18 protein-coding genes are annotated in these 17371 nt (G+C 52.5%); 6 read left to right on the top strand and 12 right to left on the bottom strand.

Annotated features, from left to right (window positions below):
- Positions 1-93 precede the first annotated feature (93 nt).
- The gene (locus tag BM123_RS22575) at positions 94-1662 is read right to left on the bottom strand and encodes a sulfatase (RefSeq protein WP_090173219.1); all 1569 of its coding nucleotides are present in this window, start codon (positions 1660-1662) and stop codon (positions 94-96) included.
- Positions 1663-1811: 149 nt separating this feature from the next.
- Here BM123_RS22575 and BM123_RS22570 point away from each other — a divergent pair, with 149 nt between their 5' ends.
- Positions 1812-2273, top strand: a complete 462-nt coding sequence (locus BM123_RS22570; protein ID WP_090173218.1) for a nuclear transport factor 2 family protein — start codon at positions 1812-1814, stop codon at positions 2271-2273.
- A gap of 69 nt (positions 2274-2342) precedes the next feature.
- Here the strand turns inward: BM123_RS22570 and BM123_RS22565 are convergent, their stop codons facing one another.
- From BM123_RS22565 to BM123_RS22555, 3 genes are all read right to left on the bottom strand, one after another.
- Positions 2343-2738, bottom strand: coding sequence for a hypothetical protein (locus BM123_RS22565; RefSeq protein ID WP_090173216.1), 396 nt, complete (start codon positions 2736-2738; stop codon positions 2343-2345).
- 360 nt (positions 2739-3098) lie between these two features.
- Positions 3099-3668, bottom strand: coding sequence for an LOG family protein (locus BM123_RS22560; RefSeq protein ID WP_090173214.1), 570 nt, complete (start codon positions 3666-3668; stop codon positions 3099-3101).
- Positions 3669-3728: 60 nt separating this feature from the next.
- The gene (locus tag BM123_RS22555) at positions 3729-4421 is read right to left on the bottom strand and encodes a hypothetical protein (RefSeq protein ID WP_090173212.1); all 693 of its coding nucleotides are present in this window, start codon (positions 4419-4421) and stop codon (positions 3729-3731) included.
- A 198-nt stretch (positions 4422-4619) separates the two neighbouring features.
- Between BM123_RS22555 and BM123_RS22550 the strand changes: the two genes are divergently transcribed.
- Positions 4620-5129, top strand: coding sequence for a VOC family protein (locus tag BM123_RS22550; RefSeq protein WP_090173210.1), 510 nt, complete (start codon positions 4620-4622; stop codon positions 5127-5129).
- A 7-nt stretch (positions 5130-5136) separates the two neighbouring features.
- On the opposite strand, the gene BM123_RS22545 is transcribed toward BM123_RS22550, so the two are convergent.
- Both BM123_RS22545 and BM123_RS22540 read right to left on the bottom strand, forming a co-directional pair.
- Positions 5137-6534 carry a hypothetical protein gene (locus tag BM123_RS22545; protein WP_090173208.1) on the bottom strand — a complete coding sequence of 466 codons (1398 nt, stop codon included), beginning with the start codon at positions 6532-6534 and terminating at the stop codon, positions 5137-5139.
- Between the two features lie 11 nt (positions 6535-6545).
- Positions 6546-7100 carry an RNA polymerase sigma factor gene (locus tag BM123_RS22540; protein ID WP_175489515.1) on the bottom strand — a complete coding sequence of 185 codons (555 nt, stop codon included), beginning with the start codon at positions 7098-7100 and terminating at the stop codon, positions 6546-6548.
- Positions 7101-7292: 192 nt separating this feature from the next.
- Here BM123_RS22540 and BM123_RS22535 point away from each other — a divergent pair, with 192 nt between their 5' ends.
- A complete protein-coding gene (locus BM123_RS22535; RefSeq protein ID WP_090173203.1) occupies positions 7293-8207 on the top strand; it encodes an MBL fold metallo-hydrolase in 915 nt (304 codons plus the stop codon).
- 83 nt (positions 8208-8290) lie between these two features.
- Here the strand turns inward: BM123_RS22535 and BM123_RS22530 are convergent, their stop codons facing one another.
- Together BM123_RS22530 and BM123_RS22525 are read right to left on the bottom strand one after the other, a co-directional pair.
- Positions 8291-8992: an SDR family oxidoreductase gene (locus BM123_RS22530; RefSeq protein WP_090173201.1), complete on the bottom strand. Its 702-nt coding sequence runs from the start codon at positions 8990-8992 to the stop codon at positions 8291-8293.
- Positions 8993-9216: 224 nt separating this feature from the next.
- Entirely contained in the window at positions 9217-9474 is a 258-nt protein-coding gene (locus BM123_RS22525) for a CBU_0592 family membrane protein (protein ID WP_090173199.1), read from the bottom strand.
- Positions 9475-9598: 124 nt separating this feature from the next.
- Here BM123_RS22525 and BM123_RS22520 point away from each other — a divergent pair, with 124 nt between their 5' ends.
- On the top strand, positions 9599-10363 hold the full coding sequence (locus BM123_RS22520; protein ID WP_090173197.1) for a polysaccharide deacetylase family protein: 765 nt from the start codon (positions 9599-9601) through the stop codon (positions 10361-10363).
- A gap of 123 nt (positions 10364-10486) precedes the next feature.
- On the opposite strand, the gene BM123_RS22515 is transcribed toward BM123_RS22520, so the two are convergent.
- The 4 genes from BM123_RS22515 to BM123_RS22500 form a co-directional block, all read right to left on the bottom strand.
- Positions 10487-11575, bottom strand: coding sequence for an aromatic ring-hydroxylating oxygenase subunit alpha (locus BM123_RS22515; protein ID WP_090173195.1), 1089 nt, complete (start codon positions 11573-11575; stop codon positions 10487-10489).
- A 183-nt stretch (positions 11576-11758) separates the two neighbouring features.
- Entirely contained in the window at positions 11759-12136 is a 378-nt protein-coding gene (locus BM123_RS22510) for a four helix bundle protein (RefSeq protein ID WP_090173192.1), read from the bottom strand.
- A 232-nt stretch (positions 12137-12368) separates the two neighbouring features.
- Entirely contained in the window at positions 12369-13349 is a 981-nt protein-coding gene (locus BM123_RS22505) for an NAD(P)H-quinone oxidoreductase (RefSeq protein ID WP_090173188.1), read from the bottom strand.
- A 49-nt stretch (positions 13350-13398) separates the two neighbouring features.
- Entirely contained in the window at positions 13399-15342 is a 1944-nt protein-coding gene (locus BM123_RS22500) for a sialate O-acetylesterase (protein ID WP_090173186.1), read from the bottom strand.
- A 178-nt stretch (positions 15343-15520) separates the two neighbouring features.
- On the opposite strand from BM123_RS22500, the gene BM123_RS22495 reads away from it, so the two are divergent.
- Positions 15521-16543: a serine hydrolase domain-containing protein gene (locus BM123_RS22495; protein WP_090173184.1), complete on the top strand. Its 1023-nt coding sequence runs from the start codon at positions 15521-15523 to the stop codon at positions 16541-16543.
- Positions 16544-16670: 127 nt separating this feature from the next.
- Positions 16671-17072 carry a 2TM domain-containing protein gene (locus BM123_RS22490; RefSeq protein WP_090173182.1) on the top strand — a complete coding sequence of 134 codons (402 nt, stop codon included), beginning with the start codon at positions 16671-16673 and terminating at the stop codon, positions 17070-17072.
- The last annotated feature ends 299 nt before the right edge of the window (positions 17073-17371 follow it).

Here is a 17371-nt window from a genome sequence, read left to right as displayed (position 1 = left end):
AGTTATACCCGAAATGCTTAGTTTGCCCTACTTCCACCACCGTTTCTGACTAATACTCTCTGGAATATGACCGCAGATTATTCCGTTCATCAATTACTGCCGGCTCCCCCACCAATCCTCATTCGGCTCATAACCTTCGCTGAGCATTTCTTTGCGCTGCCTTTCCAGACGAGGAAGTAAAGTATCCCGCCTGAATGCCGCCACCCCTGCTGCTTTTACCGGATCATAGAGCGGGTCCCGGTCCGGGAAACGCGCCCCAACGGAATTGAGATACTCCATAAGCTCCGTTTTCAGTTCCTGGCTCACCTTAGGTTGCTGTTCGGTTACCGAGAGGCGTTCACGGGGATCTTTGTACAGGTCGTAGAGTTCATCTTTGCCCGTCTCGTGGTAATGGATAAGCTTGTAGTTGTCGCGCAGAATGATCGAGGAAGGGTCTCCGCCCTGGTTCCCGTAATGGGGGTAATGCCAATAGAGAGAGCGGCGTGGGGAGATACCGCGTTCAACGGCTTGCACCATATCCATGCCGTCCATCGGCTGTCGGTCAGCGGGCGATTGGCCGGCTAAGGACAGTAAAGACGGGTATAAGTCCGCCCCTGAAATGGGCACAGAAGATTTCTGCCCGGGGTCTACCCGGGTCGGGAAGCGGAGTAAGAGCGGCACCCGCAGCCCGCCTTCCCATTGGTAGCCCTTGCCGCCGCGCAGCGGCGCGTTAGAGGTGGCATAGGCGTCGCCGCTGGCGACACCGCCGTGGTCGGAGGTAAAGACGACGATGGTGTTATCGGCGATCCCGGCCTCTTCGAGGGCGGCCATAACCAGACCAACGGCATCGTCCATCTGTTCCACAAGACCGGCGTAAACCGGGTTGTCCTGCTGCAAACGAATCGGCAGGCGTCGCTCCATTCCGAAACCGTGTTCCGCCAGTCCATGCTCAACGGCTTTGGCCTGATATTTAGCCCATTTCTCTTCGGTCGTTTGAATGGGGCCGTGCACGGCATAAAAAGAAAGCATGGCAAAAAAAGGCGCGCTACCGTCGCGTTGGTTGATGAAGTCAGCCGTTTCCCGCGACAATCGCATACTCAGGTTTTCACCGGCTTCCTCGTTGGGCAGTACGGGGTTGTCCCAGGGAGAGAAGTAGCCGCCACGGGGGGAGCCACTTGAATAGCCGCCCTTATTGATGGCGAAGCCGTGGTCCTCAGGCCGGGATTGTTCCCCGCCGATGTGCCACTTCCCCGCAAAGAAGGTCTCGTAGCCAGCGGCAGCAAATGCCTCGGCCATTGTGTAGTGGGAGGTATCCATGTTGTGGTGATAATCGGGCGGAAGCAGCTGATTGTGTCGGCCGACTTTCCGCCAGTCTTCTCCGGTTTTTGCGCCGATCCAGTCGGTGATGCCGTGTCGGGCGGTAAACTGTCCGGTCATAATGCTGGCTCTGGCGGGGCTGCAGACGCGACTGGCCGTGTAGGCATTTGTGAACTGCATTCCGCCTTTGGCCAGGGCGTCAAGATGGGGCGTTTCGTAGTAATCGGAGCCGGTAACGCCGAGATCGTGATAACCCAGATCATCCGCAATAATAAAAAGGACGTTGGGCGGCAGATCGGGCTCGGGAGCACAGGCGGTGAGCAGGAGCAACAGGCAAGGCAAAGGGAGGAGGCGGAAGGTAGACATGAAGCTAATGTAGTGGGTTTTGTGGGGAGATTCTCGGTTTTCGGGTACATCTACAGTTATACCGGTTTGGCGCGGACGCAGGATGCAAAGGAAGTTAATAAGAGCAATGCCTTTACCCCTCCCAAGCTACCAGTCCCTATTTTTACCCCATGGACAACGCCGCACTCATCAATACCTTCTATCAATCATTCGCCAATCACGACGCAGAAGGCATGGTGGCTTGCTATCACGACCAGATTGAGTTTGAAGACCCTGCCTTCGGGCCACTTAAAGGAGACCGCGCTAAAGCCATGTGGCGGATGCTGCTCACGGGCGCCAGCTCAAAGGTTACCTTCAGTAATGTTCAGGCAGAAGGGAACAAGGGCTCCGCTGACTGGGTAGCAGAATACACCTTCGGGCCAGATAAGCGCCCCGTGGTCAACGTCATCCACGCTGAATTCGAATTCGCTGATGGTAAAATCATTCGCCACACCGATACCTTCGACCTCTGGAAGTGGAGTGGCCAGGCCCTCGGCATGCCGGGCAAATTACTCGGGTGGTCAGGCTTTATGCGCAACAAGATCCGGCAGACGACGCATGGGCGGCTGGCTAAGTTTATGGGGAAAAAGTAAGTCGCTGAGCGACGGGTTTCCTCAAGCAGAAAGACGCAGAGGAGACATCCTAGCGTGTAATACATTTCCTTAGCTTTTACATTCTGTCTTAAGCTCAGAATAAATAAATTCTACGTAGCCTTTCTCTCCAAGGAAAGCCAAAGAAGCTTGAAAATCCATGTATACCGCCAGAAACCATAAAGCGTCCTTTCCATTAGAGCATCGGAAACAACTCGGATTAAGCCTATTCTTTTCAGAGCTCACCAACTCTCCACCGTAATTTTCCCTATAAACCTCACTAATAAAAATTATAATGGGGAGATACAATTCTTCCTGAACCTCCTTTCGAGTAATACTGCTATTTGATAACTTGTCAACCAAGAGCTTATCTACGAGTGCTATCTCTGACTCTTCAAGCGTGAATTCTACTCCGAGCTTTTTTTCGAGTTTCACGAGTTCTCTTTTAATTTTCTCACTATTTTCCATATTGATGAAGGTTAGAGACAGACATTAAAAAAACGTAACTGTTTAGAGATGGGCCTACAATCAGCCCCTTCGACAGGCTCTGGGACCGGCTCTGTTGGATGGAAACAATCATAAATTCGCCTCAGGCGAATTTATGACAGTAAATCATGATATAATTCGATAGCTGAGCCTGTCGAAGCCACCTACCTAAACAATTACTAAAAAACAATATTAAGAAGAGGGCACCGAATTTTCCTGGACATCCTAAGCATCCTTTTTTCTAATCCTAAAAATCCAACTCCCCTAGCCAGGCAACTTGCAACTTTGCAACCTGCAACTTGACAACCTGAACCTTGCAACCTTGCAACCTGCAACCTGCCCCTACCCCAACCATTTCCCCTCAAAGCCCGGTCCCTCGCTCATTACCAGGTCCAACAATGCACCTGCGTCCGCGCCTACGTGCATTCGGTCTCCCTGGGAGTCCTTCAGGAATCGCTCCGCTACCATGTGGCCCAGCAGGGCCGATAAGTGATCGTAGTAGCCCTTCACATTGTACAGCCCGCAGTGTTTGTTGTGGATGCCCAGTTGGGTCCAGGTAAAGACCTCGATGATTTCTTCCAGGGTTCCGATGCCGCCGGGCATGGCGATGAAGCCGTCGGAGGCTTCGGCCATGATACGCTTGCGCTCGTGCATCGTTTCGGTAACGACCAACTCCGTCAGGCCGCCGTGCCCCACTTCCATGTCCATCAGAAACTGAGGAATGACGCCCAGCACCTCGCCGCCAAGCCGTAAGACTTCGTCCGCCACGATCCCCATCAGACCGACCGAACCCGCACCATATACCAATCGTAAATCGCGATCAACAATGGCGGCCGCCATTTCCCTGGCGGCGTCAACGTAAGCGGGATCAGCACCGGAAGAAGATCCGCAGAAAATGGCAATGGAGGGCATAAAAGTTGATTTTAGAAGCGCAAACTTACGGATCAGACTTTTAGCATTTAGCCCAGTTCATCAAGCCACCGCCGTCAAGTCAGGAAGCAGGCTAATGTCTGGTCCTTCGGCCTCGTCCTCTTCCCGGGAAACAGGATACAACAGACCGTGCAGTAAATACTGACAGCGGGCAACATCTGCCGCGTAACCAAAGCTGAAAAACCGCCGTAACTCATCGTTCATCAATCGAAGCACTTCCCCTACTTCTGCCGTCGCCGGCCGACCGCCATAAGAGGCATTTACGCTCTGGAGGTATTCCCCTACCGGCCAGTAGATCAGGCCTTCATAACCAAAGGGAGACAGAAAGTAAAGATCCTCTCCCACCCGCAGCATTTCCTCTTCATTAGCCCAGGGCCGACGACCCAACAGTTGCCGCAGCAAACTGCTGACGACGGCATAAAACTGGAAGTCAAAGCGGTCCTGTTCCTGCGCGAGCCGGGAAATTACGTAGCGCGTGAAACCATTCAACTCCGTACGTGGCAACAGCTGTAAAGCCTGCTCAAACTCCGGTACGTCCGTCAGCTCCCCATTGGAATACCGATGCGGAAATCGCCGTAAATAGGATAGGAAAAAGTAACGGTACAGCTGCAACGAATCCTCGTCTGCGTCTAACCGAAACTCGTACCCACGCTCCCTCCCACGGAGCCGTTGCACGTGATCAATCAGGCTGGAAACATAGTCAGACAAATGGGCGAAAAGGGAAAAATCTGGCATAAAGCAGGTGTGTTTGTTTCTGTTATAAAGATACGAAAAGAAACACACTTTTTACACTATTTAGCGTATTAAAATTACAATTATCATCTTTTTGAATACAGAAATAAATTTCACTTTTTCTGCCCTTTTAAGGTCACCTGACCTTCATCCGGAAAGTCCTACCCAAATCTTATCAATCGTGATCTATTTTTGCCGCCTATGCCCATTCCCTCTCCCACTCCTTTCCTCGAAAAATTACTGAACCATCTGGAGCCAACGCCCGGTTTCCTCGATCACCTCTTCCTCGATCACCTTTGCTATCGCGTAGAGACGGTGGATTCCTACGTCAGGCTGCGCGATGGGCTGACAACGGAAAACGAGCTGCTGGTGGAAGGTCTCATCGGCGGACGCCGTATCTCTACCTTTAAAATGAAAACGCCTTTCCACTTTCGGGGAAGGGAGATCCCCTTACTGGAATTACCGGAGCCAAAGGACGGGAGCTTTTACGCCGAAGGATGGGAGCACGTGGAATTCGTTACCGACCGGCCACTGACAGACTTTGCGAACTGGCTGGTGGCAGAGCTCGGCATTGTCCCCGAAGCAATTGACCGCTCCGGGATGAACAAAGCCCGTAATGCCGACCTGCGCTTACGCCTGCCTGATGGACTTAGTGTTAAGTTTCACGAGCAGTCACTTGAAGCAGTAATCCGGGAAGAATTGGCGGAGTAACGACAAACTAAAACCGATACCGCACACCAGCAGCCAGCTCTGGCAACACATCAACCCCCAGGCTTATGCGCTTGTGGACCTGATACTGGACTCCTACCTGAGCAGTTACGTTCAGGATGAGCTCTCTCAGCCCTGTATTGGAGTTGTACCGACTGGACAAAAATTCTTCAGAACGACCATCCTGCCCTCTGAACAAATAGCTCTTGCGCTCTCCTTCCTGATAGAAGTCGAGTCCAATTCGAAGACCTAAATAAGGTCGTACTTTCCGACGGCGCAGGAAGGTGTACCCACCCGTCATGAAGGCGCTGAAACGCTTCTCATAAGACCAATTATAGGTAGCAAACTCTCCCTCCAGAAGCAAAGGTGCCAGAACATCGTTTGGGTTATTCAAACCTGACAGGCTGTAAGGTGAATAGGCCATTCCCAGCCCCAACCTGACCCCACTGGCAAACTGCCGGGCACCTTCCAGACTCATCGATGCCAGTTGCAGTTGCTGCCGTACCTCCTGATCAAAAATATCGTCGGCAAAGAGTTCGATTTGTTGATTATTGAAATTAAAAACCTGCGGAGCATTCCCATTATTCTGCTCCGTAAAAACCCGTGAAGTAACCCTCGAATTCGTCAGGCCCGGAGCAAAACTGAGCCCGACTTCCCAACGGCCAGCGGGCGTTGGCCGGCGACCGATCGTCTTCGGAAGAGGGATGAAAGCACTGCCAGCGTATTGCTGTAAAGTTGCCATTGATTTATCCCGCTTCCTCATCCGGGGGAAAGTCTTCTGCGGCAAGGTAGCCAGCGGGATAGTTTTAAAACGGCGGGGCAACTGATCTTTTTCGGCGCGGACGCGGGTGCGGGGGGAGTTTAGAATAGCAGGGTTTTCAACCTCCGGGCTCCCCTGCTGTATTTCTCCGTCAAACTGACTAAACCGGAGATGCTCTCCAACAGCATCCATAACAGGCTCTGTTGTCGTGACCGTTCCCCTGGAAGTAATCCCCGGGGAAGCCTCACTAACAGCGGGAGATACGCGCCGTTCAAGTTTATCGGCTTCTACAGCTAACTCCCTGGCGGGCATTACAACCCTCGGGAGACTTTCTTCTTCCTCTGCTTCAACCAGGGGCAGTGCGGACAGCGATTGCTCCGCAGCCGACAGTTCTTTGTTTACAGTTTCTGATTCAAGCGCTACAGGATTATCAACGGCATATATCGTAGTATAATACCACATCGCAGAGCTGCCAATCAGCAGCCCCACCAGTAAACTACCGACCACCCAGTAGCCGGCAAAACCTGAAGGACCAGGCTTTACCACCAGTTCCCTCCGCTGAATTTTTTCCCACTGCCCCGGAGGCGGGTTAGCATCCGGAATATTTTGGAGCCCTTTGCGGAAATAGTCATCTAACTTACCAGGCATTTTTATACATTTTATAGCTTGAAATAAGGACCGGCAAGGCTGCGAAGACGCTTTCTCGCTTTGGAAAGATTTGATTTGGAGGTTCCCTCTGATATCCTCATTCGTTTTGCTATCTCAGGATGAGACAGCCCCTCCAGGACAAAGAGATTGAACACCAACCGGTATCGTGGAGGCAACTGTTGCAGGAAGCGAAATACGTCCTGTTCTTCCAGCTCTACTTCTGCAGCGTTGACGGAATTACCCACCTTAACCCGACGAAGGTTATCCGCCAGTAAACTCCGGCGCTTCCGGGCCCGGTAATGATCGATACCAGTGTTGACAATGATCCGCCGGAAGAATTTATCGAAGTTCCCCGTAAAAGCATCCGCTTCCAGATAGCGAAAGAGCTTGATGAAGGAATCCTGAACGATGTCATCAGCACCCGATTCATGGTCGGCATAAGGAAGTGCCACATTGCGGGCAAAGGGGTAGTATTGGTGGTACAACCTACGTTGAGCATCGGCCGTCCTTCGGTGGCAGGCTTCCAGTAACTCTGGCAGGGATAGCTCTTGTAAGGTCGGCGTCACACCCATGAAGTTAGAGATGTTTATTTAAATGTCTGACGAATGGGACCTGTCTGCCGTTGCCCGGACAGCGGTTTTATTTACGCATTGAGTGAAAATCTATTTTCAAAAGCATAACAAGAATTTTCTGGATGAGTAATTACAAAACAACAAATTCCCCATCTTCAACCTTATCATTCCAAACCACCTTTTACCATGCAACGTCGAGACTTCCTGTTCACCAGCGCAGCCGCCCTTGCTGCTACTCCCTTTACGAAACTCTTCAGCCGGGATTTCCGGGCCCCGCTGGACGGTGACTTTCAGATCATCCGCGGCAATGTGGGCTATTACACCAATCGGGGTGGCACCATTGGTGTCTACTTACCTGACGGCAAACCCGAAGGAGGAGTCATCGTTGATACCCAGTTTCCCGAAGCGGCCCAAAGCCTGGTAGATGTGCTCAAAGAAAAAGGCTCCCTCTCCCAGTTTGCCCTCCTGGCCAATACCCACCACCACGGCGATCACACGAGCGGCAACACCGTTTTCGCCCCACTGGCCAAACAGCACGTCAGCCACGCCCGGGCGAAGAGCAACCTGATCGATAATCTGGCTAAAAACGACAAGGCGGGAACCGTCCCGCTTCCCGGCACCACTTTTGACGCCAGCTGGTCCACTAATCTCCCGGACGGGAAGGAAGCCATCAGCCTGCGCCATTTCGGCGCAGCGCATACGGGTGGAGACGCCGTCGTCCACTTCGAGAACGCCAACGTTGCCCACGTCGGTGATCTCATCTTCAACCGCCGCTTCCCCTACATCGACCCCGCCTCCGGCGGCGACCTCATCAACTGGGCCGGCGTGATGAAGAAGATCCGCAAGCACTACGGCAAGAACACAATCTACATCTTCGGCCACGCCGCTGAAGGCTACCCCGTCTTTGGCACCGCCTCTGACATCAAAGCCTTCGAGAACTACCTCAAGTCGCTCCACAAATACGTCAAGAAGGAAAAGAAGCGGGGCACCAGCCTCGAAGACCTCCAGAAGAAGACCGTCACCATCCCCGGTGCGCCGGAGTGGTCCTTCGGAGAACGGCTGCGGGATGTGAACCTGAAGGTGATGTTTGAGTCGCTTTAGATAGTATGTTAGTAGTGGTAGTTTGATAGTACCCGCTATCAGTAATCAATTTATTCTCCGCATCTGATGACCGCCAATCCTACTTACCAGCTAATCGCCTCCCCATCCCGGAAGAACCCGCCCGAAGGCCCGCCCTCCGGCAGGAGTGCCGCCCAGATAATGCTGGCGGCGCCTTCCTCTACGGAACGCGGAGCATTCTCTCCGCCCATCGCCGTACGCGTCCAACCGGGACCGACGCTGTTGACGAGGATGTTGGTATCCTGCAGGTCAGCGGCCATTTTCATCGTGAGCATATTGAGCGCTGCTTTAGACATGGAGTAGGCCGGCGTGCCGGGCCAGGAATCTTTGAACGAGCCCGAACTGGAGGATACATTCACGATACGTCCGGCAGTGCTTTTGCGAAGCATGGGCATCAATGCCTTACTCAGCTTCCAGGGCCCGAGGGTATTAACGCGAAGCGCTTCCTCGACGATGGACATATCCGCATCCAGGGTACTCTGAAACGTATCGTAGTGAATGCCGGCGTTGTTGATCAGCACGTCGAGGTGGCCGTATTCGCTGGAGACAAAGTCAGCCACTTCAGCAATACTTTGCCCGTTACCAACATCCAGCTGATGAAAAACGACATCGAGGCGAAGGTTCTTAAACTCCTCGGCAACTTCCCTGCCGGCTTCAGAGCGGCTGGTGAGAATAACGGTAAAGCCTTTCTGAGCTAATTGGTGGACAGTCTCTTTGCCCAGTCCGCGGTTAGCACCAGTGACAAGGGCGATTTTTGGGGTTGACATAGGTCTTGTTTTATTGGATGGCAAGTCGGAAAATTAGGTAGTCAAGCAGTCAATTAGTCAGAGAGTCAATCAGTGCTTCCCATAGTTCAGTAGCGACTGTTTGACTGTTTGACTGTTTGACTGAAAACCCTGCTTTTTGAAAAACGTTGCCTGCATCCTGCGTCTGCGCAAAAGTAGTCAAGTAGTCAGAGAGTCAAACAGTGCTTCCCGTAGTTCAGTAACGACTATCTGACTAAAAAGCTTCGCCTTTTTTGCCAACGACGGTAAAGCGCCGTAGCTGAGACCAAAAACCAGGTTCCCTCAAGTAAGACAAAGGGCAGGTACTCCATGATGACGGAGGCCAGGCAGGCCAGGAACGCCCCAACGAAATTAAGCAGGACGTACAGGAGGTGATCCGTGTCAAGTATCTTCTTCAGGTTAAGGAAATAAGCCAGCAGGATCATGGAAACACCCGCAAAACCAAGGTAATCAGTAGGAGTCATTGGGAAAGCATTCATTTGGGTAGCGCACATAATTACACTTCAGGAACGGCCTACGTTGTGCCTTTTAGGCCAGGACGGAAGTTTTATCGACAAAACAGTCAACTCCCGTTAGTAGCTTTGGTAAATGAGACGTTTTTTATTGCCAATAGCCACTTTCCTACTCCTCTTTTTTGCCTGCCAGGCGAAGGAACCCGCGACTACTGAAGGCCCTGAAGTCATCCTTAAACTGGACGACGCCTGGTATGAAGACGGGCTGCTACACCCCGGTTGGTTGCAAACCTTCGACTACCTCAACGAACGCGACATTACCGCCACCATCGGTATCGTCGGCGAACGAATGCAGGATGCCCCACCCGCTTACTACGACTGGCTGCGCGATCAGGCTGACCGCGGACACGAGATCTGGAACCACGGCTGGTGCCACTGCAAACCGACCGTTAACGGAGAGGAAGTTCGGGAGTTTCGGGGCACTTCTTATGACTATCAACTCAGCCATCTACAGCAAACCCAGCAGCTGGCCAAAGAAAAGTTAGGTCTGGAGTTGACCACTTTTGGCGCTCCCTACAACGCCGTAGGCTCCAATACAAGCAGAGCCCTGGCGCAGCTACCCGAGATTGGAATCTGGCTTTACCCTCCGGCAGGCACTTCAACGGAACTCAAAGCACTGCCCCGCACCCCCGTAAATATCGAATACCCCGTTCATCAGCCTGATTTTGCCAGTTTTCTCAAACATTATCAGGAAAATCAGGACGAGCCGGTCTTCGTCATCCAGGGTCATCCACGGAGTTGGGTGGAGCCCGAAAGCCGGATGGTGGAGTTTCAAAAGATCGTCGAGTTTCTGGTGGAGGAGGGAGCGGATTTTGTTACGCCAGCGGAGTATTTTGAGTAGCAGATCGCTCACCAATTGCTCATAGGTACACGTAAATTATTTCAGGCACCTATGCAGGTGCAAAGGAAGGGTGGAGGGCAGGGAAAGGCGGGATTAACCCCAAACTGAATTAGTCTTCAGGTTCTATTTCTCCCCAAGCCCCGCCGAAAACAAGCGGTGCAGATGGTGCACTCCTTTCTCCCGGGCCGGGGAGAAACGTCCGGTCCGGTAAAACTGGGACCGCAGACCTTTTTGCACGGCCTCCACTACAAACTCATCCTCTCGCTCCGTCTTCTCCGCCAGCTGAGCGCCGTTCATCTGCTGAAAGGTCTCATCGTCATGGATGTAATACAGGAATTCCACCTTAGTGAAGGTTGGAGACACCGGCCGAACGACATTAAGCTGCACGCCCCAGGGGTAAATATTGAGCATAAAGTTGGGATATACCCAGATATAATAAGCCGTTACGTCGCGTCCGTAGTCGGGGTGATCCGCTGGAAAGTCAAAGGTAAAGTCCTCCTTGCTGGCGTAGCCGATCTGCCAGATCACGTCGCCATCAGGAATAGTGGTATAGCTGCCATAATCCAGCAATGCCCCCAGGTCGTTGTGCACAAAAGGGACGTGGAAGCCCTCCATATAATTATCCAGATATAAGGCCCAGTGGGCGCTGACATTGTAGGTCTTAGAGAGCTCCGGCCGGAAAGTAAAGTTCTCAAAGTCCAGAAAATAGAGCCGGCTTTCCAGCTTCTCTACGATGGCCTCAAAGTCTACCGACGGATCTACACCGGAGAACAGGAATTGCCGCCACTTTTTGAGAGGCAACTCGTGCAGATGGTCGCAGGGACGGGGAAAGTCTTCCGCCCCCTTAAACTCGGGCATATGCTCGAACTGTCCGTCCAGCCCGAAGCGACGGCCATGGTAGGCACAGGTAATCTTGCGGGCTTGCTTCGGGTGCTGAGCCAAAAGCATCCCCCGGTGAGTACACACATTGCTGAGGCACTTAATGGATTCGTCCTGCTGCCGGGACAGTAGCAGCGGCTCATCCAGGTAATTCTCCAGCAAGGAGAGTGGATGAAGATTTTCCGGACCGGCGAAGAGTAGCTGTTCGTCGCCCAAAAACTGCCAGCTTTTGACGAAGATGCGATCACGGCAGGCTTCCCAGGCTTCAGCACTCAGGTAGAAATCAGTGGGAAGGGTTTCTGCGCGGGCGGGGTCGGGATGGATGGGGTACATGGAGGGGGCTGTAGAGCGGTAGACTGTAGACTGTAGACTGTAGACTGTAGACTGTAGACTGTAGACTGTAGACTGTAGACTGTAGACTGTAGACTGTAGACTGTAGACTGTAGACTGTAGACTGTAGACTGTAGACTGTAGACTGTAAGAAAAAGTAATCCCCGCCAATTTCCAAATATGATGCTACTTTCTCAGCTCAAATTGCTGGGGATTGTTCATCATCCATGTCAGTAATCGGCCAACCTCTTCGGCTTGACGGGTAAGCGCATTGTGAGACTCTTCGGTGATGTAACCTGATTGTAACGCAAAATCCAGCCAAACCTGGGTTTCTGCATTTTCGCCTGCACAATCTGTCAGCTTGGATACAAAATGTTTAGGGTATCTACGCTTCCAGAATGCTTCCGCCAGATTGGCACAAACAGACCGGGAAGAGCGCCTGACCTGGTCCGTTAAACTGTATTTTTCCTCCTTAGGAAAAGAAATACTAAGGCGAAATATATCAGTTGCTAATTTAAAACTCTTAGCGTATGCCGCCCACTTTTTGAAATTACTGAATGCCATGTCAAATTGGTTTTTAGTTCGACACAAACATCCGGACGGCAAAAAGGAATAGTCGTTTTTTAAACGTTTACTTACGTTTATAAAAGTATAAATACGACTAAGGGCCACCATCTACCGCACTACCGTCTAAAAAACTACCGTCTACCGCTCTACCGTCTACAAAACTACCGTCTACCACTCTACCGTCTACAGCTCTGCCGTCTACAAAACTACCGACTACAAAACTCCCCCCTCACTCCCCAATCGTCAACACAATTTTCCCCACATTAGCATTAGCTGCCATGTAGGCATGAGCTTCGTCTACTTGCTCCCAGTCGTAGATGGTATCGACTACGGGCTGGAGCGTCCGGTCAGCGAAGGAAGGCCAGATGCGGTCGCGGAAGTCGGCCGTAAGCGCAGCACGGTAATCATCCGAGCGGCTACGCAGCGTCGTTCCGCTGATGGTAACCCGCTTAGTGACGATTCGAACCATGTTAAGATGCTCCACCCCCGCTCCACCGAGCAGGCCAAGGCAAACAATCGTTCCGTCCATAGCTACTGCGTGCAGATTCTGTTCCAGGTAGGGCCCGCCGACAAAATCGAGGATGATATCCGCCCCCTTGCCGTCTGTTTTAGCCAAAACTACTTCATCAAACTTCTGGGACCGGTAATCAATACAGATTTCCGCCCCCAGGTCCTTCAGTCGGGCGTGCTTCATCGGGCTGGCGGTAACGATGGGCGTAGCCCCCGCCAGTCGGCAGAGCTGAATGGCTGCCGTCCCCACCCCACTGCCTCCGGCGTGGATCAATACGGTCATCCCTTCCTGCAAGTCCGCAATCCAGTGCAGCGCCTGAAAGGCGGTAAGAAAGGTCTCCGGTACTGCAGCAGCCTTCGTAAAAGACAGCCGCTCCGGCAGCCGCAGCAACATCATCTCATCCACGCAGATCTGCTGGGCGTAGCCACCACCCTGGACGAGGGCGCACACGTTGTCGCCCACCTCAAAGTCGGTTACCGCTGAGCCCAGACCGATAACGGTGCCGGCCACGTCGAGGCCCAGTAATTCACTCGCGCCCTTCGGCGCGGGGTAATGGCCGGCGACCTGCATCAGGTCCGCCCGGTTGAGAGAGGTCGCCGTGACGTGCAGCAACACTTCCGTTGGCCCGGGCGTCGGGTCAGCAATTTCCAGAATCTGATATTGCCCGCGGGCCGGGCTGTTGTGGTGAATGGCTTTCATGGGGGTAAGGTAGGAAGGGTTTGTGATTTTACAGAGGCAAACAGCATTTTCACTCCACCCCCATCTCAAAAGGCGTCACCGGCAGCCCCTCCTTCGAGAACAGGTTAGCATCCTCCGGATTATTCGCCCAGGCGTAGCGAACAGTGACAATTTTGGTGCCAGCTGGGTTAGCGATGATGACAGCGTCCTGTTTGGCATCCAGCAATGCCTGCGCGAAATGCCAGTCGCCCTGGTCGTCTTTCACCGTGAACCCTTTCAGGTAGCGGTAGCGATCGCCATCTTCTTTGATCATCAGTCCTTCGCCAACTTCTTTGAAGTTGACGATCACCAGGTCTCCCAGCCGTTCCGTGCTCTCCGCCACGGGGCTGGACGCCTGCACCTCCTTCCCGTAAATATCCTTCAGGGCGTGGAGAGACAGCCGGCGGCCGACTTCCCATTTATTTCTCGGGTGAATATCACCCGCCTCACCGATGTCAATAATCACGGCCTGGCCCGTGAGGGGCAGATCCGTAGCGGCGGTCTGGCTCTGGCGCAGGATGGCCCAGCCGGGTTCGTTGGGGCTGCTGGCGGCCTCGCGAAAGTTGGCCAGTTGCACCCAGTAAAAAGGCAGGTCCGGATGGTCAAAAAAGCCCCGCCATTGCTTCACCAGTCCGCGCATCAGGTCCGCATATTTCTCAGCGTCACCGGCACCGGCGTTGCTTTCGCCCTGGTACCAGAGCACACCGGTAAGCGGATAGCCTTTGAGCGGAGCGATCATGGCGTTGTAGAGTACGACGGGAATCTGGTTATAATTGCCACCAACGGAGAATTTGCCAATGTTGTATTTCCAATCGCCTGCGAGACTGACCTTTCCGGAGCTTGTTTCCAGCAAGAATTTATCCTTTGTGGCGGAGAAACCGCCACCGCCGCCGCCGTCCGTCACCCGGATAGCGATGGTGTTTTCCCCGGCGCGGAGTTTACCGTACCCAATCTTATACACCCGCTCCGTTGAGTAAGCATTTTTATAGCTACCCACCAGGCTGCCATTGATGAACGTATAGTCTCCATCATCAATGGCCCCTAGAAAGAGGGTGGCGGGATTAGCCGCCTGCTCCTCCGTCAGCGTAAAGGTCCGACGGAAATAAAAGGAACCATCCACATTAGGATAGCCCGCTGCTTCCCAGAAGGTGGGCAGGGTCATGCTTGGCCAGCTTGCGTCGTCGAATTCATCCTTTAGCCAGCCCATAGACTCGCCCTTGTCTTCGGTCGGGATGCCCTGACCGGGGAACTCCCCGGCAAATTTCTTGCGGCCTCTGGCACCGGCGCGGTCCATGATGTCACGGTTTTTACTCGCGAATTCGTCGGCGTCCATCCCCAGCGCCTCGGGGCTCATCCAGGGCTCAATACGGCTCCCGCCCCAACTGGCGTGAAGGAGGCCGATGGGCACGTCGACGTCCTTGCGCACGTAGTGGGCGAAGTAACTTCCGACGCCGCTGAAATTCCGGATGCCTTCAGCCGAACCGACCATCCAGTCTTCGCTATAGTTTTCGTCGATGTCGAGGTGCTCGCGCTCTACGCCGTCATAGGCCTTTTTCACTTTCAATTCGCGGATCATCGGGTCCGCAATGGCTTTGGCACGGCTACCGTCGGGGTCAGATTGCGTCAGCCGCCATTCCATATTTGACTGTCCGGAGAGCAGGTAAACGTCTCCGAAATACACGTCATTCAGCGTAATCGCTTCCCTGCCGGAGGAGACCGTGATCAGATGCGGTCCGCCGGCGGGCATGGCGGGCAGCTGGAGTTGCCAGCGGCCGTCTTTCCCTGCTTTGGTCGTCATCGTTTGATTGCCGAGCGTCACGGTGACTTTCTTTTTCGCCCTGGCCCAGCCCCAAATCGGATGGTCTACGTTTCGTTGCAGTACGGCATGATCGGTGAAAGATTCAAAGAGCTGCAGGTTTTGGGCGCTGACGCTGGTGCAGAGGAGGGTTAAAAAAGCAAGGATGGGTAGTCGCATGTGTTGATCGATTTAAAGATTGTTAATATCGGAAAAATGTCCGCCTTCCCTAAATGCCGAAAGGTAATTGTCTAATTTCTCACCACAACTCATCGAAAAAAACACAAGCCTGGCAGATAGAATACCGATAATGCATTTAGCCCCGCACTCTGCTGGCAAAAGAAAAACCTAAGTCCAAGTGGCAAAAAAAATCTTTCAGGTAGTATTGATTACTGGTTCCCTGGCCTCCTTATACTTCGTACCCTGGGTTTTAGTGTTTGCCTGGCTCTCACCTCTGCCAGATACCGTAGAGGAACAACTTGACGAAGCCATTGAACGGGGATTTGACGGCATGATCGTTTACGTGGACCAGGCGGGTAAGCCGCCTGAATTTTACGCTGCCGGCTGGCATGACCGGGCCAACAAAATACCGGCCTACCCGCAGGCTTTGTTTAAGATTGCCAGCATCAGCAAGCTCTATGTAGCGGTGGCCATTACCAAATTAGCCCATGCCGGGCGATTATCCCTGGATGACCAGCTCGCTGATTATTACCCGGAGCTTGTCGGGAGAATCGAAAACGCCGAAGAAATCACCCTCCGGCAAATGGTACAGCACCGGAGTGGCATCCCTAATTTTACGGACCATCCCGGCTTTTGGTCAGATCAACCCGAGGGCAGTGACGGAGCACTTCAGTATGCCCTTGACCTGCCGGCCAACTTCAAACCAGGCGAAGGGTATGCTTATTCCAATACCAATTATCTGCTGCTGTCGGAGATCATTGAAAAAATCGTGGGGTACAACCGGCATCAGTTCCTCAGGGAGGAGATTCTTATACCTCTTGGGCTGAAGAACACCTTCGGCTCACTAAGCGAAGTAGACACTACCCAACTGATGAGTGGCTACTACGTGGGTATTGATGAGGACATGAAACTACAGAATGTGGGCATGATCGCCACTGCGGAAGATGTAGGCATATTCCTGAGAGCACTAAATGATGGCTCCCTGTTTGAGGACGGAGAACAGGCCATTTACTCCTCCATTTATGAGTACGAACATACCGGATTGGTTCCCGGCTACCAGAGCATCGCCAAATATCATGAAGACATGAACACCGTTGTCGTTCAGTTCAATAATACCACCGACTTTAATGGATATGAATGGAATTTAGCGGAGATTATGTACGGACGGGTAGTAAAAATAGTGCGTCGCAGAAAAGAATAGAAGCAAAAAGTATTACTTTTCTCTCTCAATAGATAGCCAGGCGGCTAAGATCGTGACTACAAATTGCCCGATAAGAAAAGGCTCCAATCAACTATACCAGGCTTAAATCTTAGAAAAAACAACCCCCATGAAAGACGAGGACATTTACGAAAAGGCCAACAAAAAGGTAAAAGCAAAAAAGGGATTCTTTTACCACCTTCTGGCTTATGTGCTGACCATCGGGATGCTTTATGTAATCATGCAATACGAGAACAACGGAGAAATTCTTCCCGTCCTCATTGTGGGGCTGAGTTGGGGGATCGGCCTGGCGGCGCATTACCTGACGGCTTTTGGAACGGAGAACCTTGAAATTTTTGGCATCAGCGCCAACTGGGAAGAAGAGGAGTTGGAAAAAGAGCTCGAAAAACTGAGAAGAAAGAGAGAACTAAAAGAGGAGATCAGAGCAGAGAAAGAACTGCTAGAGGAGCCCGAAGGCTTAGCCTTGAAGGATATTGTAAAAAAACCATTAGAGCGAGACGACTATGTTTAGTGGCTGACCATCAACGTTCGGCTCCACATCGTCTTTCTCAGAGCGGTAGCTTCTTGCATATAACTATGGTCCGCTATGATTTTGATTATTAGACATGATTGATCTATTGTACTCCGTTAAGCTTCCCGTCTTACATGCCTGCCGGCGGCCTACTTTTGAAGGGCAAAAGGTGCTATGTAAAGATCCAAGCTTTTGAGCGGAAAGTTTTATCTTTAATGAATAAAGCCGCCGGCTTGCGCCGTCGAGCTACTGCAGGCAGTCCATCAGGGCTGCCTGCTCTGTTTTCATGTTGTTGTTGT

Source organism: Neolewinella agarilytica (genome assembly GCF_900110645.1).
Lineage (GTDB): Bacteria > Bacteroidota > Bacteroidia > Chitinophagales > Saprospiraceae > Neolewinella > Neolewinella agarilytica.
Note: the sequence above shows the minus strand (reverse complement) of the source record. Positions and strands in the feature narration are given on the sequence as shown.

What these genes read in the sequence shown, in the direction of transcription:
- BM123_RS22525 (WP_090173199.1), bottom strand. Translation starts at nt 9,474, where the DNA reads ATGACTCCTACTGATTACCTTGGTTTTGCGGGTGTTTCCATGATCCTG.
- BM123_RS22515 (WP_090173195.1), bottom strand. Translation starts at nt 11,575, where the DNA reads ATGTACCCCATCCATCCCGACCCCGCCCGCGCAGAAACCCTTCCCACT.
- BM123_RS22500 (WP_090173186.1), bottom strand. Translation starts at nt 15,342, where the DNA reads ATGCGACTACCCATCCTTGCTTTTTTAACCCTCCTCTGCACCAGCGTC.
- BM123_RS22505 (WP_090173188.1), bottom strand. Translation starts at nt 13,349, where the DNA reads ATGAAAGCCATTCACCACAACAGCCCGGCCCGCGGGCAATATCAGATT.
- BM123_RS22535 (WP_090173203.1), top strand. Translation starts at nt 7,293, where the DNA reads ATGCAACGTCGAGACTTCCTGTTCACCAGCGCAGCCGCCCTTGCTGCT.
- BM123_RS22510 (WP_090173192.1), bottom strand. Translation starts at nt 12,136, where the DNA reads ATGGCATTCAGTAATTTCAAAAAGTGGGCGGCATACGCTAAGAGTTTT.
- BM123_RS22555 (WP_090173212.1), bottom strand. Translation starts at nt 4,421, where the DNA reads ATGCCAGATTTTTCCCTTTTCGCCCATTTGTCTGACTATGTTTCCAGC.
- BM123_RS22520 (WP_090173197.1), top strand. Translation starts at nt 9,599, where the DNA reads ATGAGACGTTTTTTATTGCCAATAGCCACTTTCCTACTCCTCTTTTTT.
- BM123_RS22545 (WP_090173208.1), bottom strand. Translation starts at nt 6,534, where the DNA reads ATGCCTGGTAAGTTAGATGACTATTTCCGCAAAGGGCTCCAAAATATT.
- BM123_RS22490 (WP_090173182.1), top strand. Translation starts at nt 16,671, where the DNA reads ATGAAAGACGAGGACATTTACGAAAAGGCCAACAAAAAGGTAAAAGCA.
- BM123_RS22530 (WP_090173201.1), bottom strand. Translation starts at nt 8,992, where the DNA reads ATGTCAACCCCAAAAATCGCCCTTGTCACTGGTGCTAACCGCGGACTG.
- BM123_RS22560 (WP_090173214.1), bottom strand. Translation starts at nt 3,668, where the DNA reads ATGCCCTCCATTGCCATTTTCTGCGGATCTTCTTCCGGTGCTGATCCC.
- BM123_RS22570 (WP_090173218.1), top strand. Translation starts at nt 1,812, where the DNA reads ATGGACAACGCCGCACTCATCAATACCTTCTATCAATCATTCGCCAAT.
- BM123_RS22565 (WP_090173216.1), bottom strand. Translation starts at nt 2,738, where the DNA reads ATGGAAAATAGTGAGAAAATTAAAAGAGAACTCGTGAAACTCGAAAAA.
- BM123_RS22575 (WP_090173219.1), bottom strand. Translation starts at nt 1,662, where the DNA reads ATGTCTACCTTCCGCCTCCTCCCTTTGCCTTGCCTGTTGCTCCTGCTC.
- BM123_RS22550 (WP_090173210.1), top strand. Translation starts at nt 4,620, where the DNA reads ATGCCCATTCCCTCTCCCACTCCTTTCCTCGAAAAATTACTGAACCAT.